11 protein-coding genes and 1 pseudogene are annotated in these 17,401 nt (G+C 57.3%); 3 read left to right on the top strand and 9 right to left on the bottom strand.

Annotated elements, in window-relative coordinates:
* The 3 genes and pseudogenes from ACTEK7_RS34370 to ACTEK7_RS34360 all read right to left on the bottom strand — a co-directional run.
* Window positions 1-495: condensation domain-containing protein (locus ACTEK7_RS34370; protein ID WP_225148802.1), on the bottom strand; the 495-nt coding region annotated here is incomplete at its 3' end.
* The gene (locus ACTEK7_RS34365; protein WP_474810695.1) at window positions 456-2,366 is read right to left on the bottom strand and encodes a condensation domain-containing protein; all 1,911 of its coding nucleotides are present in this window, start codon (window positions 2,364-2,366) and stop codon (window positions 456-458) included. The genes ACTEK7_RS34370 and ACTEK7_RS34365, both read right to left, overlap by 40 nt.
* Window positions 2,346-3,881: pseudogene (locus ACTEK7_RS34360) on the bottom strand (amino acid adenylation domain-containing protein); the annotation flags it as partial. The gene ACTEK7_RS34365 and the pseudogene ACTEK7_RS34360, both read right to left, overlap by 21 nt.
* 1,306 nt (window positions 3,882-5,187) lie before the next feature.
* Here ACTEK7_RS34360 and ACTEK7_RS34355 point away from each other — a divergent pair.
* Window positions 5,188-5,469, top strand: a complete 282-nt coding sequence (locus ACTEK7_RS34355) for a helix-turn-helix domain-containing protein (RefSeq protein WP_225129964.1) — start codon at window positions 5,188-5,190, stop codon at window positions 5,467-5,469.
* Between the two features lie 135 nt (window positions 5,470-5,604).
* A complete protein-coding gene (locus ACTEK7_RS34350) occupies window positions 5,605-6,540 on the top strand; it encodes a LysR family transcriptional regulator (RefSeq protein WP_225129966.1) in 936 nt (311 codons plus the stop codon).
* A gap of 261 nt (window positions 6,541-6,801) precedes the next feature.
* Here the strand turns inward: ACTEK7_RS34350 and ACTEK7_RS34345 are convergent, their stop codons facing one another.
* The 3 genes from ACTEK7_RS34345 to ACTEK7_RS34335 form a co-directional block, all read right to left on the bottom strand.
* Window positions 6,802-7,470, bottom strand: coding sequence for a DUF2285 domain-containing protein (locus tag ACTEK7_RS34345; protein ID WP_225129968.1), 669 nt, complete (start codon window positions 7,468-7,470; stop codon window positions 6,802-6,804).
* The gene (locus ACTEK7_RS34340; RefSeq protein WP_225129970.1) at window positions 7,388-7,582 is read right to left on the bottom strand and encodes a transcriptional regulator domain-containing protein; all 195 of its coding nucleotides are present in this window, start codon (window positions 7,580-7,582) and stop codon (window positions 7,388-7,390) included. The genes ACTEK7_RS34345 and ACTEK7_RS34340 overlap by 83 nt, the downstream gene beginning before the upstream one ends.
* A gap of 162 nt (window positions 7,583-7,744) precedes the next feature.
* Window positions 7,745-7,978, bottom strand: a complete 234-nt coding sequence (locus ACTEK7_RS34335; protein ID WP_345944132.1) for a DNA -binding domain-containing protein — start codon at window positions 7,976-7,978, stop codon at window positions 7,745-7,747.
* A gap of 645 nt (window positions 7,979-8,623) precedes the next feature.
* Here ACTEK7_RS34335 and ACTEK7_RS34330 point away from each other — a divergent pair.
* Complete coding sequence (locus tag ACTEK7_RS34330; RefSeq protein WP_225129974.1) at window positions 8,624-8,905, top strand: helix-turn-helix domain-containing protein; 282 nt, start codon at window positions 8,624-8,626, stop codon at window positions 8,903-8,905.
* A gap of 920 nt (window positions 8,906-9,825) precedes the next feature.
* Here ACTEK7_RS34330 and ACTEK7_RS34325 read toward each other — a convergent pair.
* From ACTEK7_RS34325 to ACTEK7_RS34315, 3 genes are all read right to left on the bottom strand, one after another.
* Complete coding sequence (locus tag ACTEK7_RS34325; protein WP_225129976.1) at window positions 9,826-10,713, bottom strand: TauD/TfdA dioxygenase family protein; 888 nt, start codon at window positions 10,711-10,713, stop codon at window positions 9,826-9,828.
* A 2,937-nt stretch (window positions 10,714-13,650) separates the two neighbouring features.
* Entirely contained in the window at window positions 13,651-15,897 is a 2,247-nt protein-coding gene (locus tag ACTEK7_RS34320) for a di-heme-cytochrome C peroxidase (protein WP_225129978.1), read from the bottom strand.
* Window positions 15,898-15,965: 68 nt separating this feature from the next.
* Entirely contained in the window at window positions 15,966-17,336 is a 1,371-nt protein-coding gene (locus ACTEK7_RS34315) for a hypothetical protein (protein ID WP_225129980.1), read from the bottom strand.
* Window positions 17,337-17,401 lie beyond the last annotated feature (65 nt).

Here is a 17,401-nt window from a genome sequence, read left to right as displayed (position 1 = left end):
TGCAGCAAGAGCGTTGTATGCGTCCTCCAATGCTTCCAGGAATAGCCGATAGCCCATCCCATCCACTACGAAATGATGCACCAGTACCAGCAGATAATAATCGCCGCTTTCCGAAGCACGGAAGGCCACGACGTGAACGAGAGGCGTGTGGCCGTCAAACCGAAACATGTGTTGACGTCTTGCCGAGACGCTCTCGATTGTCCTGCGCTGGTCTGGGCCGGTCATCCGGACGAGATCGATCTCCTCCACGATGCGCTCGGCCGGACAAGCGCCAATCCCCAGCCGTAGTCCATCTTGGGTTCGGGCAACGCGGAGCCTGAGGCCTTCGTGCCTCTCGATGACATGGGCGAGAGCGCGGTCCAGGATATTGATGTCCAGGATGCCGCTGCGCAAGAAGAACAGATCGCCGAGGTTAAAATGCTCGTCAAAGCCGACAAGAGAATTCCAAAACGATATTACGGGGGGCACAGGCAGTAAGCCGTCCGCGGAAGCCACGTTGTGGGGTGCCGCCTCCGCTTCCCCGGCCGCCAACTCCCTGATGGTCGGTGTTCGATAAAGCTGGTTGACGGTGAGCGCGCCAGCGTGACGCAACGTACGCTGAGAAGAGAATCGCCGCCGATATCAAAGAAACTGCTGTCGATTCCCACCCGCTCGGCGCCTAATAGATCCTCCCAGATCCGAGCAAGAACCCGCTCGTTCCTGGTGCGGGGCTCAGCAGATGGACTAGTTTCTATCTCGCGGTAAGGAACGGAGGAAAGGCGAGCACGGTCTATCTTTCCGCTTGTCGTCAGGGGAACACTGTCAACCAATCTGAAGGCTGTGGGAACCATGGGAGATGGCAATCTGTTGCGCAGGTGGGCGAGAATCTCTCGAGAGCTTAGATTCTCCCGAGCGGGCTCCAGGCTCGCCGTCAAGCGGCGATCCTCATCGATGCCTTCTGCGAAGACCGCGGCCTTTGCGATTGCCGGATGAGACTCAAGGGCAACTTCGACCTCCTCCGGCTCGATGCGAAAGCCCCTCACCTTGATCTGGTTGTCCGATCGGCCGCAAATCTCGAGAAGGCCGCTGGTTGAGATGCGTGCGATGTCCCCACTTCGATAAAGCACATCGTATTGTCCGCCATCATACGGATTCGGCAGGAAACAGCGGTCAGTCCGATCTTGATCCTGCCAATACCCAGCGCTCAGACAGCGGCCCGCGATGCACAGTTCGCCGGACGCTCCAACAGGCACTCTCTTCAATCGTGCATCGAGCACGTAGAGTTTGACGTTGTCGATCGTGCAGCTGTTGCGGCGCGCAAATTCTCTTACACGACTGGAAAGATCGCCGCCAAGCAGCACTGGATGCGAGGCGCCGCGGTATGAATTTGTCTGCGGGCGCGCTCGTCCCGTTCCAAGCGAAAGCACCGGCGGATCATCACCAATCTGACGACGCCAATAGTGACGTTGGCTCTCCAGCGCCTCTGGAGAAACGTGTCGTTTTTCCCACGCCGCGTAGCCCGAGAGTGACGCACGGTTCTCTGGGCAAAACGCCACGGCATCTACGTACCTTTGCTGAAGATCTCTGAGCAGCACAGAGATGGACCAGGCATCGACGATGATTTCATGAGCGGTGATCAATATGAGATGATTGTCAGGACCAAGCCGGACCATGCGCGCGCGAAACAAGTGGTCCTGTCCAAGATCGAAATTGTCTTTCAGCTCCGTTCGCCGAAACTGTGCGATGAGCTCCTCAGCCTCGGAGGAGGTGAGATGAGATACATCGATCAATTCAAGATTGGTGCATGGCGGAGCATCAAAGCATTGAACCGGACCGTCTTTGTCGATAAAGCGCGCCGAAAGTGCCTGGTGGGAATGAATGACCTCGGTCCAGGCGCGATTGAACCGAGCTAAACTGATGTTTCCCTTAATGCGCAGCCCGCCTTGAATGATGTAGTTCCGGGCAGATGGATCGAGCTGCGCCAAAAACCAAAGGTGCTCCTGGAGGTGCGTCAGAGGTGATCGGTTTAGCTTTCGGCATGTCAAAGCCGTACACGGATTGAGCTCAGTGCGCCCCTCGATCGAAGCGGCAAGAGATCGAATTGTGCCATTCAGGACCAGTCTGAAATCCGCTCTCACTCCTAGCAAGGTCTGCAATTGTCCCAATATAAGCATTGCGCGGAGCGAGTCTCCGCCAAGGCTTATGAATTGGTCATTTACACCTATGTTCTCGATACGCAAAATGCCGGACCAGATTTGACGTAGCCGGACTTCGAGGTCTGATTGCGGCTCCGCGAAGGGCGTTGATAATAACGGCCGAACACTGGCCGGGTCAGGCAACGCTGCAAAATCGACCTTTCCGTTCCTGGTCAGTGGAATATCGTCCACATGGATGATTCTTTCCGGAAGCATGTAGCTGGGGAGTGCCTCAGCAAGAAACTTCTGAAGATCGCTTTCCGCCAGTTCAGCTGGAGCCGACACATACGCGACCAGACGCCGCGATTCGGCTTGCGCCTCCGACCCAGCTATATCTCGCGCCGTAAGCTTTACACCTGCGCAGACAGAGGCGAGTGCGACGGCGCCATGCACCGAAGGATGAGCGGACAAACGAGCTTCGATTTCTCCCAGCTCGATTCTGTGCCCGCGACTTTTAACCTGACGATCCCGTCGACCGAGACATTCCAGAAGCCCGTCGGAACGAACGCGCCCAAGATCACCTGTCCGGTATAGGCGCCCGAACGACGGGTCGTTTGAGAACGGGTTCGGCCCAAACGCATTCTTGGTGCGGACATGGTCATTGACGTAACCGGCAGCGACACCGACGCCGCTAACACAGATTTCGCCGACTTCTCCTACACTGCAGAGCCGTGGTCCGTCCGCGACATAAACCTCAACGTTTTGAATTGGCCTGCCGATCGGCACATAAGGCTCAGCCAGCGCAGGCGGAACGGAAACCAGATGATGCGTCACGCCGTCGGCGCACTCGGTCGGCCCGTAATGATTGAGAATGGAAACGCGGGGATACAAGGCAAGCCACGCACGCGCCAATCCGGGCGTTAAAGGTTCTCCGACCGTAGAAATAATCCGCAAGCCGTCCATGGCTCGCTCTGCCGCGGCAAGCGATTGCAGATATTCAACAAACACTGCCAGCATCGACGGAACGAGTTGAACGATCGTAGCGCCGCATCATTGAATTGCTTGAAGGAGCGATGATGGCGATCTCAATGTCGAATCATCGATGATTGATGTAGAGGCTCCGACGCAAAGCCCAGAAAGAAGCTGCCAAAGCGAGATGTCAAAGCAGTGCGATGCCGTTTGCGCGACGCGATCCGTCCGAGTGAGACTTAGGGCATCGATCTTTGCCGCCAAATGATTGTTTAGGCCGTCGCGCTCGATCATTGCGCCCTTAGGCTGGCCCGTCGAACCAGACGTAAACAGAATATAGGCAAGTCCATCCGCGTTCGGGGATGGCACAACAGACGAGATCTGCACCCGGCGCAGTGCCGCCTCTATAGCTACAAATTGCGGAGCTGCTTTGCTGCTCTTCTGGAATAGGCTGAGCGAATCCGGCCGGTCTCGGCCCATCAACAAAGCGCAGCGGCTCTGCTCGATCATGAATGATGTACGGGAAGCCGGCAGCGATGGATCGAGCGGTAGGTACGTGGATCCAGCTTTCAAAATTGCGATGACCGCCGTCGCCCAGTCGAGGTCCCGCCCTCCCCAATAGCCGACAACCGTGCCGCGAGCACCCTGCTCTCGTAAGGTCCTTGCAAGGGCATCCGATCTTGATCGTAGCGCCTCATATGTGAGTTCGTCTGCGCCGTGCCTCAGCGCAACTCTCTCCGGATCCGAACTTGCAAGCCGATCGATCGCCGTGACCGCGTCAACCGGTTGACGTTCCATAGACTGCTTCTTGCCTGATTGATTTTCCGTAGGCACGCGCCCCGCCATTCGTCGCCTTCTTCGGCGCCCAAATCGGAACGCCGGAGCTCGTCATCGAGGTGACATGCGCAGCCACCCTGATTCCGCACGTCGTAAGGTTTTGTCCATATGACCTTCTCGCTGTTCGCTTCTGGCTCGATGATCGGCAGAGGAACAGGAGGACGCTAGGACCCCGCGTCCACTTTGGCACCTACCTACTCTTGTAGTGGACCTGCCATCGTCTGCATGGCACTCGCGATCGACGCGCCCACAGGCTCGTTACGGCTTGTGATTAGCGTAATTGTCCGATTTCGCGGCACTTGAGCCGGCACCACCAACCCATCGAGAGCGTCAATCTGCAGCGCTGGCGCGGCAGGGACAGCGCCGATCCAGTCCCAACCGACCGGCGCCGAGTCGCGCCCGCGCTGCTTCCGGCGTCGGAGAACCGACCCTGGTAGCCGCACTGTCATGCTTTTTCGGGCACGGACACCCGGTCCGCTTGTGCCGGGGGAGATTGACGACCTTTAATTTAGGGACGCGTGTGGTCTTTCAAGCGATCGCTTCCATGCCTCCCGTCTTACCGGCAACATTCTCGGGCTCCGTCATGAGCGGCAGCGTATAAGCCTTTTTCATGCAGCGGATCGGTTTAGACTAGTATGCTGGGCATCTCCAATTTCTCCGCGAAGGTAACGAACCAGGGTAGAAAGTAGCGGACGATCCAACCAATTCAGGTAGGTGATTGGCAGTCGTACTAAGCCTACAACTTGGCGGCACCCTAGAGGGGCGAAGTGTCAGCATTCATACCGAATGGGGCAAGGCTGGTGCCAAGGTTAGCGGCGCGTGGCAGGACAGCGCTTTCCAGGGATTGAGCGCCGAGTCACGTCGCCGTTAACCCTTGACGTCCCTGGCGCGGTAATGGCGCGGTAGGGACAGCGTCTTTGAAGGCTTGCCCACTAGTACAGTAGGTGCCCTGCGGTCCCTCTCGGCAATACCACTTAGTAGCACCGCGAGCGGCTTGGCCCTCACGGGAGCAGAGGTGGCCAGCGACACAGAGGCTTGCGGCATCTGCCAGGAACAGCGCTTTCAGGGTTTCACTACCCGATCGCCGAGCCATCCCCTAGTTTGGCTAGCATGGCGGCTAGCAGGAGCAGCATCGGATTCTTTCCATGGCGCCAGTCGCGTCTGCGCTGCTCTCCGCGTTCTGCAACAACTCTTTTCCAGTCCGATGATGTTTTTATGTAGGTTATAGCCAGTGGTTTGATGACCATCGAAATGGCTGCTTTCGCGCATGAGAGCTCGTGCGCTTGTGGCCTACAATGTGCGCCGGATCCGCGTCCAGCGCGGTATTCCGCAGGAGCAATTGGCCTACGATGCAGGTGTTGATCGCTCCTACATGAGCGGACTAGAGCGCCAACAGGCGAACCCTACAATCGATCTTCTCGATCGGCTTGCCGAGACGCTCGGCGTTGCTGTCTCTGAGCTGTTTGTTCGGCCAACCAAGGGGGCGCCGCCACCCGCTACCTTACCTAAAGGTCGCAAGCCGAAGCCGGCACGCCGCAAAAGGACATAGCCCCATTACAGCACCGAGCTGTCGGCGCAGATCTTCTGCGGTACTGACCCAGTATCAATGGCGCGACGTGGATTTTATGCACAGCCTACCCTTTATACGCGGGAATCCCCCTATGGACATCGAGTAATGTGATGGATGTTCATTCTGGCGCCGGAGCAGACAGTGGCGGCTCAAGACGACGAAGTTCCTTTAAACGCCATCCGCGCTTTTGTGACCGTCGCCCGCGAAGGCAGCGTCACGCGCGCCGCCACCACTTTGAGAACAACACAGAGCTCAGTCAGCCGCTATTTGTCCGTCCTGCGGGACTATCTTGGTGCTGACCTGATCGAGCGGCGTGGACGGCGCAGTGATCTAACCGAGTTCGGGAGGCTATTCGCAAACGCAGTCTCTGAACCACTCGAAACGGTCGGCTTCACCGCGAAGAGAATGCGACGCCGCGCGGACGCAGGAACCAATCGGATTGTCGTCCGTACGTCACTATCGACCTTTGCTTCCTCATTTCTGATTCCAAATCTGCAGACGTTCTCTTCTGAAGTGGGCGACGTTATCGTGGACGTCGTGAGCTCGCTCTCGCCGCCGGCATCTTCGGATGATTTCGATATTTTGATTACACGCGATCTTTCCATCGTCGAACCCGCCGACAGTTGGGAGATCTACAATGAGGAGCTGGTGTGCGTGGGCCCGCCAAATCTAGTCGCAGGCAGAGAGTTTTCGATTGTTCGGTCAACGCCGATACTGAACATCACATCACGTCCTGACATCTTGCCGACGTGGCTGAGGGCGATGAACATGTCCTCAAACGATATACGACCGGGCGCGCGTTACGATCACAATTATCTTGCTCTGCCGGCAGTCATGACAGGAAAATGCCTTCTTGTCGCACCTGAAATCATCGTCAGTGATCTGGTGCGAGGTGGCGCTTTGCAAATCATACCCGGCTCGCGCGCTCAAAGTGGCATGCAGTATCGGGCGTATGCGGTGGATCGCAGCGAGAATCCCGAGATCGCTCGTTCTTTTTGCCGGTGGGTTGCCCGCCTTTGCAAGAAGGCGGCGTTAGCGCAGCATACCTGAAATGTCTCTCTGGATGTCTCAATCAGTCTGCCAGAGTTCGTTGTACCGCCTCAATCCAGAAGAGCACTCAACCTGAGGGACTATCCGAGCAAAACGGTCAGAGTCTTCCGGCGAAGATAATGTCTCTGTTGCACTGACCCCGACGACAGAGGACGGAGTGATAGATCGGAACGCAAACACCTCATCCTACAGCCAATCGAGCGATGCCAGAAGTAGAATTCGTTGCACAGACAGAGACGATGCCATTTGTCGCGCCTCAACTCATGAACTGTCATCCCTGCCGATGCCTTTTTCGAACAATGCTCGGCAGCGAAGGCGCATGAGTCGCCGCCCCAGCTTAACAAGCCGAATGGTTCGGCTGCGCAGATCGTCTGTCTTCCAGCCGCGCTCGGCGATACGATGACTTCCAAAAAGACCTTGCGCGATTTGGCGATAGCTATTTCCTTGCTGCCATCCATCCACTGCGCGTAGCGCAAGAATCAGCCGACGCTGCTTCAAAGTAGGGAGAGCAAGAGGAGGCATTCCGAGCGGCCGACGCTCGAGGGCGAGCCAAAGCCGACGCGCGGCCCCCAAGCGAAGCTCGAAATTCACGTCGAGCGGCAGATCAACGAGGACAACAGATCCACTCGCCGGAAGCTCGCGTAGCCAAAGGCGATGCCTCGTGCCCCCGAGTGGCACGATCGCATGCCATCCATCCGGCGCACGACGAAGCTCGCTGCCTGGCAGATTCTCGAAATCGAGCTGGCAGCTTTCGGACGCAATGTAGCTGGCCGCCCGCACACTCAGCACGGTCGACAGCACCTCGGGTGCCCAGAAGACCGCTTGCTTGTCGAAGGTCTTTTGCGGATCAGCAGGAAAACGAGAGCCCCCACTTGCGTCGGAACTCGCCCGCCGCTGCGCTTGAACGTTCGCGGCGAGATAACCGCTCATATTCCTCTTGGTAGTCGCGATCCCGGCGCAGCCACTCCCATGCCAGGTCAGCAACATCTGCCTTCTCGAGGCCGCTGTACGCTTCCTCAGATCTCCAGTCAGTGTCCGGCATCGCATCTTTCCCGCAAAATCTTCACCGCGGTGAAATGCAGCCGATGATTGTGGCGCTTTCCGGCTGCTTGCGTACGTGTGCGCATCGCGCACGTACTTAATCGATGGAATTATCAACTTTTGCGATTGCTAGGAATTCCGGCGATCCTCATATCCGCTCTGTTCATTGTTTTGGCCAACCGCCACCTAGCAGATCGCGATAACCGTGGCCCGCAAGCCACTTGGCCCGAGCCAGATGACTTTCGAACGTGCGTCGCGTGCGATCCGGTTCAACGGTCGGGTCGAGCCCAAGCACAATGCGCGCGATTTCGCGCCAATCTGCCTTGTCAGCGTCCGCATCAAGAAGTCGCATGTAGGCAACAGCGTGCTCCTTGTCATATGACGTGAGCTCGTCCACGCTGGGCGCCAATTCTGCGATCTTCGGCTCGCCTGGCACTACCTAAAACTCCTACCAAGCTGAAAAATCGAAATCAGAGCAACGATAACTAGTTTGAGGTTGTTTTGATACCTACCCAATTGTCGCACGCCAACCTCCCTTTCGCGCCAAGATGGCAATCGCATATCGGCCCACAGTGACCTGGTGGCTCCATCCTGCGCTTTCCCTCATCGCAGTCCATACTCGAAGTGACTGCAGTTTTGCCCTGTAACTAGGTTGTCCTTGCTGCTCCTGGCGGAATGGCTTGGCGGCCCATGGTGAGTGGCCCGCTCGCACTCGTGAAAGGCATGGCCAGAACGTGTCAACTGGAGAATATCTGTTACCTTTTCGTGCCCCGGCTGAACGCTCGTCCTGTCTAGTCGCGGTCCTGGGGAAAACGCCGCAGGTAACCTCTGAGCCCGACTTCCTCCTCTGGCAAGCTATTGGCCCTCGAGAACGCTTTTGATGGTCGACGAGAAGACGCACGCGCTAACGGCGTCTGCATCTCACCGTTACCTGATTCCTCGAAGCGATTCGGGAGAACCGCCACCGTTTGGGTGCGAGCTTATCGTAATAGTCTGGCTATAACCAGTGGTTTCATAATCATCGGAATGGCTGCCTTTGCGCATGAACGCTCGTGCGCTTGTGGCTTGGAATGTGCGCCGGATCCGCGTAGAGCGCGGCATTCCGCAGGAGCAGTTGGCCTATGATGCCGGCATCGACCGCTCATATATGGGGCGCATTGAGCAGAAAAAAGAGAACCCGACTGTTGATCTCCTGGACCGTATCGCCGCGACGTTGGGTATTCACTTGTCCGAATTGTTCACTGAGCCGCCCAAGGGTGCAATGCCCCCCAAGCCGATGTCCAGAGGACGCAAGCCGGCACGGCTTCGCCGGAACAGGACGTAATTGTCGAGAGAGCCATGTTTCAGCTAAAGACGGGAGCAGGCGAAACGGAGCGGCCACGTGCTCCCTTCGATCTAGGGCCGCCAATTGCCATCGCCCGCCCCAGCCGATGCCGCGCCAGCACGGTTCCGCTTAGCGCCCCGCTCCCCCCGGAGCGGCGTATTATATAATGTGAGTATCCTCGAAAAATGAACGCTTGCGCCGCTCGCGTAAACCTACGGACAACCGCTCAAGCCTGAGGTTTCCGAAGAGTCTGTTTGGAATTGTGGTCGGAGTGTCGGGTGCGGTTCGGGATCGCAAGGCCCAACAAAGAGACTTCCGCAATGAAGGACTTGCTACCCTGGCCTGTTGCGCAAGAGCATGGGAGCAGACCCGTTCTCCAGAGCTGTCGGGCGGAGGATCAAGCTGGTGCTCGAGGATGGTATCTTCCGCTGGCCGAAGGTCGAGCATGGTGCGATGCGCTTGCCGAGAGGTAATTGTAGACGCTGCTGAGAATCTCGACTGGCAGCTTGTTCTTGGAGACACGTAAGACGCCGGCACGAACGCGACCGGGATAGTTTCTGCCGGCCCTGCGCGATGTGAATCAAAATCATCGGATGCGTCGCCGGATGGGCGAATATGCTGAATTGGTAGTGAGCAACACCCGGACTTACTTTCCGAGACGATGAGGGCGATGCCGCTCGGTAAGCAAGAGCCAACGGCTGTATCAGATCATCAAAAATGCAGCGGCATCGGTTTGGCCGGAGAGAGAGCGATGCCTGAAGATGAAATGCAGTTGGGCCTGGAAGAAGTCGAGGAGGCGGCAGCTGCGCCCGTTAGCCGGTCCCGGGGAAATAAGAAGCGGGGCTCCGCTCGACGTCGCAGCGCCGCAACTTGGTCTTGGGTCACCAGGCGTCTTACGACATCCGGAGGTGCAGACAATCTCAGGCAGCCTTTGCAGCCCTTGATTTCGGCCGCTTCACGTGCGGTACGCCGGCGTCAATCGCACGCTGCTCCATCGCCCAATGAGGACTGCCGATTTTGTTGGCGAGGTACGGCTCAGTCGCGCGATTGTCCCAGATTACGATGTCGCCTGATTTCCCGTTCCAGCGCACCGTATTCCGCGGCGCGACAAGATACGACTGCAGCCGCTCAAACAGTCTTTGACTAGGATAGCGCTGCAGACCGACGAAGTTCTGCACGGAGCGTCCGAGCCAGAGCATACGTTCGCCGGTCTCGGGATGAACACGAACGACCGGATGTGTCGTTTCGTAGATCGTTCCGGTGGATACGCCGCCCCATGGCCGCTTGTTGGATTCGGTGGCCCCCTCTGTCGGAGTGAGATCGGATGCGACGAAGCTCACAGCCCAGAGGTTATCTGCAAGCATCCGCAGGGGATCGGGAAGATCAAGATAAGCTGCCGCCGTGCTCGACCAAGCGATGTCCCCGCGAAAAGGCAGGATCGATGCATCCCGCAGCACTGAAGTTGTTGCGCGGCCGGCACTGAAGACGACCTCATCCTTCACCTGGTCGATATGACTGCGGGCGCGATCAGGCACCGTCTTCCCAACTATTAAACCTCCCCTTGTGTCCACCATGGCGGGATTCGGTATCAGTGAGCCGAGCCGAAGCAAAAAACGCTGTTGCTGGGCATCATCGAAATCTCCCTGATCACGGAAGAAGATGACCTTATGCTCTAGCAGCAGCCGGTAGAAGGCTACGATGACCTCGTCTGGCAAATCCTCCGACAGCGTACTATTCTTGATTTCGGCACCAAGCCGGTCCGCGTGCTTGACGATGTCTGCTCGCGGGATGACGTTATCAACAGTCATTGTGCCACACATGTCGGCGCCTCTCTCCGTGGATGTCTAAACAAGCCCCGTGTTTGGTGGTCGTGCCTGGCGACAATCCCGCCAAGGCGGTCTTGAGGACACGGATCCGAATTGTCTGAGCGTGGGTCATCACTCCCCACAATTAGGCGGCTGATTTTTGATACACACCACCAGCATCTTAGGATCTCACTCCCTCTGCGCGCCGATGCGTCCAGTGCCGTTCCCATCGAAGGACACTCGCATATCGGGCCACCAGATCGATTTGCTGCCTGATCAACAGTGCAGATCATAGACGCAATCCATGTCCAGTCCATGAAACGAAACCAGCTTTCTTTTCGAGCTTGCGTAACGTTCGCCTCGTCTCAGAACTCGTGCTTGAAAAATCTGCGAAGGACAATTGCGTCGTCACCTCACGCGACCGGCATGGCCTCATCCGCCAAGAATTGAACTCGTTCGCGGCCTGCGCTCGCGAAGCGGATACGACAGGACGCCTCGCCTCGGTAAGCTAATTCTATCTTAAGGCGTATATTATATCTACAACAACCCCAACGAGTCCGCAATCACTTCCTCGCGACTTGGAGTTGTCCAATGCGCGTCGTCTTTTCATCGGCTGGTTGATTGGGTTGTTCTTCTTGCCGAGCAGGAAAGTCGCGCAAAATGTGAACGCTGCAACTCCCATTGCAGCTAAACAACGGACTCAATCCCTCGATTTGCGAAATCTGCGCGTGTCACCGAATGCAGGTCGTCAGGGCTGTGACCTACGTACCTGGCTCTGTCCGGAGGCGTAGATTTTCCTTACGGCGCGCAGCTTGTTTTAGCTTCCTGGCAGTTGACCGCACAAAATAGAGACAGAGCGCGGCCCCCGGAGGAATACCGTGCGCCGCCGAGACAATGCAGCGACTTCGCGCTCTCACATTGCCAGCCGCAAGTACTGTCAGGCTATTTTTGCCCCTATCGGCAGCACGAGGCTGAAGGCAGCGCCTGATCTAAGATCATGAGCCAGGATCCAACTTCCTAAGATCGCCCTGCTTTCGTCTAATGGCCTTAAGGCGCGTGAACATGATCACACACGCACCAAAAATGCGGGATTTCAGAGAAGACGATGAAAGAATGCACCAGCTGCGCAACAACGCGCCAACGCGAACGAGCCATCATGCAAGATGCGCATCGCCGCAACAAAGATACTTTTCAAGAACCTGAGATTCGTCACAGGCCGCAGTAAACTCCGTTAAGCTTGCTTGCTTGTGTAGAGAAGCCGCTTGTAAGAGCTGCTAGATGGCGCAAGCTATGCGACAAACGAAGAGCGAAGTCTGAACTTGATCGCCGGCGCCCAGCAGGATCTGCGATGCAAGCAGCCGACGCTTTGCCGGTCTTCTCGCCCTTTCCGTTCGCTTGCTCCGGGTTGGCTCGCCGATCAGGTCAGGCGCAACGTGTTTTATCACGTCGCCCCCTTGCGCCCGATCACAACGAGCCTTCGTGCAGGGCCCGCTCCCGAAGATCCAGCGAGTTTCCAGCACTCTCCGCGCGATCCGATCCGAAGTCAGCACCGCGCGGCATGTAGCAGCCGGAGGATCTCGACCGGCCGGAGTGACAGTTCGCGACAGTTGCTCAATGGTTCTAATCCGTCAACGCGACATCGCAAGGCTTGATATTTTTTCCTTGAGCCTCCGGCGCGCTTTCGTCCCACCAGCTAGAATAGTTTACTCGAACTTGCGCTGGTCGCCGTCTCTGCCCACCAAATCGCCCAGGTTCTTTGCGGGTGCTTGGTCAATCGCCGGATGCCACTATGATCCCGCTTCGCGAGATCCGCTGGCCAACCCTGAATTGATTCCGTTTACGACAAATGCCGTTTCGCGCGCTTAGCCGTTCCGGGTCAGCTTCCACGACAGCGCGCTCCCTGAATGGTTTCAGTTCGCGGGCGCTTTGCTGATGGATTCGGATCGGCGTGCTTAATCCTGTTTGGTTGGGCCGGTAGGTTCGCCGGCACCGCTACTTTCGGATGAAGATCGACGAGAGCCTTGCTGTAGCCACATCGAGGGAGCACTGGTCAAGGCGTTCTGCCCAACTTGCCTGAGAACTTCGACGGACGTCTCGCCGCGAGAGGCGGCTTCTAGAATTTTGGAAGCGACGTGCGCTCGGATGCCGGTCTCCTCACGCGACAGCCCCTTGCACACTTCATCCAGAATTCGACGGAGACAGGCGGTGGTTTCGGAGTTGAGCATAGAAGGTCTCCTCCAATGGAGCGGTGCAATGACTGCACAGCACGGCGAATTTCACGACATAAATACTATCAACTGCCAATGTGAACGGCGATGGAAATGGCTCTTAAACATCTTCACTTAAGGTTGCATGATCATACAATGAAGAACGTCGCGCGTCATCAAGTCCGGTGTCTTTAGCGAAGATTACCGACATACTCGGGTAAGTCGTTCGATAGCCTGATGGTCTTGTCCGCGCTAAGCTGGGCCTCGTGGTTGAACATGTCAGCTCGTGGCGCATCATCAATGATCGGCGACTTATTCGATGCCGTGAACCCGACAAGCTCTGTCGATGACGCTAGACTAGTCCGCGCGCGCCATCCAGTTCACGTTCTGAGTAGATTTCTGCGCACTCTGCACCCAGCTCGAGCGCGGGAGCGCCTCCTCAGTTAGCAGCACCGAAGAAGATCACGGCTCTACTCCTGATTAAGGCTCTAATCCTGGCCAGAGTTCAGCCTTCTGATCGAATTGATCAGCCAAGCCCGGCGCGCCCCGGCATGACGCGCAATCGAATCAAGGACCGCCGCCGTCATCCGATCCTCGAAGGGAATTCCGGCAACTCCCCCGCAGGACCTTGAGTGACATGTCCTCAAGGATAAGTTTACGAAGCGTTCCCAAGAAAATCGACTTGGTTCTGCCGTAGGGCGACGAGCGCCGAGCTTCCAGCGTGACGGCCTCCTTATAGCGTCTTCAAATACTCTAGAAGCGCCCGCCGTTCGGCGTCGGTTAATTCTGGCCCGATGACCCCAGGCGGCAGCTTCGTTACGTCCGTTTCCTTGCCCTCAAAAGAATGCCCGCGATTGCTATTCCCAAGCAAAGATACGTTGAAGTCCGTCAGCCCGGCCGCGCAGGCGTCGTTCGCTCGTACTTTCGCAACGAGCCCGACGTCAACAGGATCGAATTTGCGGCTGCCCACGCAGAAAGAGCTCGGCCGCCGACCCTGCGGCAATAACATGTCCTTCAGCGTCGGCACGGATCCGTTGTGCAGATACGGAGCCGTTGCCCAGACGCCGTCCAACGGACGCGCCCGGTATTGAGGTTCAAGGGCAAGGACATCTTCGTCCTTGCTGTTACGGCGCACCCGCGCCCCAACGTATGCTCGCGGGTTTTGGCAATTCTTCCTCGGCCCCCACATCTGCTGCTTGGTGTTTTCGGAGGAGTTGTTCGCGAGGTTCCATTGATCGATCGTCTTGCCCACGACATCCATCAGCGCGAGCACAAATAAGGGGTTTGGCGCCGCATCGGCCGGAAGGCCGCATCCCCAGGCTTTGTTCAGGTCATCGATCGGATTGAGGCCGAGTGAGGCAGGTAAGTGAACACGCCGAGTTGTCAGGACATTGGATTGTTGGCGATCAGTGCCGATCGCGTTCACCGGCAGCTGAGCGACGTTGAAATAGTGGCGTCCGCCGATCTCCACCCAATTCTTCTCGCCCTTGACAGAGCGATCTGGGTTCTCCGGCTTCCAGAACGAATCTTCCGGCCACTTTGCTTCGAATGCGGGATCGTTGACGGGCCCTCGGTGGCATTCAAAGCAGTGCGAGCGATAAAGATCGCGACCTTTCTCAACGAGTTTCTCGTCAATGGCCCAGGCCGGGTCGCCTCGGAACCTGTCCTGCGCATCCTTCCATCGTGGCGCGACAAGCCCGTTAAATTTCCTGCCGCTTGCCTCAGCCGACGAGAAGGGATCGGTACCGCGCAAAAGCTCCTCAAAACGCGCAATGTCCGCTAGATGGATGGATGATTCAAATAGCGGCCGTCCCGGCGCCGGCGCCCTCATATTGATTTTCGCGCTGACGCCGAGCGCTTCGCCTGAATTGCGAACAAGCTCGTTGAGAACAGAGGCGTCATACTGCGCCCAAAGGAAGTACGGCGTGTCCCAGATTGGCGGAAAACTCACAGGAGCGTCGTTGCGCGCGAAGTTGCCCTTCAGGAGCGGATCTGGGAGTTCTCCGCTCGCTGGATCGAGAAAATTCGTGTAGAAGACCTGGTTGCCGATCCGGTTCAAGGCATCAAGCCGACCGAAACCCTCGTCGAGGTTCGTCACTCCCTGCCTCGTCAAAAGGCTATCGTTTGCGGCCTTTTGCTTCTTGATCTTTTGAAGTGCGCGCTCCAGATCACCTCGAAGCTTCTTGCGGTCGACGCTTCGAGCTTCAATGCTTTCCAGCCGGTCGGCGAAGCGCTCAAACCGCCACGGCAACATCAGCGTATAGCCGATCGATAACCCAATGACCCGTTCAACCTCGCCAAGATTGACCATCGCGGGCCCACCATCGTAGCGAATGCTGACATTCTTGTACTCGAGATGACCTGTATGACAGGCGGCGCAGGTTAGTCCGATCTGATCTTCGTAGAAATCTCCCGTTGTCGGGTCGACGCCCCCTTTCAGGATCGCGAACCCCACAGGCAAACCATTTGCATTGTCAGGCATGCTCGCTGTCCAAGTGGAGCTAGCGCCCTTGGCGTCCTCCTGGTAGCCGTACGCGGGTGAGCTAGCGTCAAAGTCCTTTGAGCTCGGACTTGGGATGAAACCAAGGCGACGCAGATACTCGTTGTCCGTCAGGCTCGTGTAGCGGACCGACAACTCAGGACGTTCTAGAGCCAGGAACCATCTATAGGGCACAGGAATAGTCGCCGTGCCTTGGGACGTGTGGTGGAACCAGTAACGCTGCCGCGCACTCCAGTTCTGCGGCAGCCAGTATGCGCTATCGATCTTCGATGGGGCGGGCAGCGTCGCGGGCAGCAATTGGGCAACCAGATTTGCGTCATTCTTGACCTTGAGCGCCGCATCGCGAAGCTTCTCCGGTACGAAATACGCCATCCCTATTGACGCCGCCACGACGAACACAATCGCGAACAAGAGACCGACGACATGAGGCCACCGCCTCACCACGCCACCCACCCAAAGGTTGAACGAACGTGCCCCCATCCCAAAATTCTCCTTAATCTCAGATGCGCCTGCCGCCGCGCGAGCGCGCCGGCCAGCGATGGCGCTTATTACTTGTTCAGCAATTGGCTATTGATGAAGGTGACGACGTCGGTGGTCTCGGCTGCCGCGCGTCGCGTTATGGTCGCGGCCGCTGGGCCACCATGCAGGAATGAGGGGAACCAACCGAAATTGCGAACATTCCAGTCTTCTTTCGGTAGAACGGCTCGGTTCACGCCTGACACCGCGAAGCCTTGCACGTTCCTGGCCAGCGACTGGGCGGTTTCGGTGTGACAGCTCACGCAGTCCGTATTGAAGAAATGACTCTTCTTCGTGTCGGCAATGACATTGACGATCTCGAGTACGCGGCTATTTGGCACCTTGGCATCGATGAAATCGGCTGTCGAAACACCCTTACGATTGGCAAGCGGCAGAGGAGGATTCTGTAGCGCCGCGTGGCGACACGTCGTTGGATTCTGGTTATTCGTGACAGGCCGCGGGACCACGTGCGTCTGGCCTACGATGCTAAACATCTGCGCGGCATGAAGGCCGTCGAGCGTCGGGCCAGGCACTGGTATCAACCCGGCCTGCGGGACCCTCAGCATCGAGACGAAAACCCAGGGTTCGGGCGGCGAAATCCCCATGACAGCCATGGTGTTGAGGCGCTGCGGCGAGAGATGCTTTTCCAGCAAAGCTTTGAGGGCATCACGAAACGGTTTTGCGGATGCACCGATAAGGCCCGGGTGCACGTTCATGTCACCGGTAGTCGAGACCTTGACATTGCCGAACTTTCCCGCCGCAAGTTGATCACGCAATGATGCAACGTCACGAACGATTGCCTTGAAAGCTTGATCGTCAGGTTTAAATCGCGGGAATGGCCCACAACCATCAAGAGGTGAATCAGGCTCGAGGTTGAAACTGAAGATAAGATGACCGGCAGTGTCATGGACCTTCAATCCCTGGGGTCCATTGGTCACCGGCTGAATGATCAGGCGGATTTGCGGTTGCCGGCCAAACTGGGCGATGACATCAGTAGATAATCCCGGGGCTCCCGGATCGATCCGGATGCCCGCAACGAACCAGGCATCGATCTTTTTCACGATATCAGGCAGCTGAATGCGGCGTGTGCCCGAGTCCGGCACGCCTTCGCGTTCTGGATTTTCGGCGTTTGCAATGAAACGCGAAAAATCCTCATCGGACAAAAGCCGCTGCGGAGCCCCAGTGGGGCCGGCGAGGTCGGACATCGCGATCAGATTGACGAGGTCTGCTGGCGCTTTCGGTGGAGGAAACAGGATGGACACGTCGTTGGCCGAAAGCGGCTTCGATGGCGTCTCGGCCCTGGCTGTTCCTGCTCCCAAGGCAACGGCGACGATCAGCCCCGCTGCGGACAGACTTGTAAACAGCCGACCAAGTTTTGACCGGCGGATTTCACCCTTTGCCATCGTCAGCAATTCCCCTGTAAGACTAAACAATCGAAAGTCCGATCTACAACGCTTTCAGTCACATC

This window comes from Bradyrhizobium sp. JHI2711 (genome assembly GCF_056156565.1).
The sequence above is the reverse complement of the archived record's forward strand: the minus strand, read 5'-3'. Positions and strand labels throughout refer to the sequence as shown.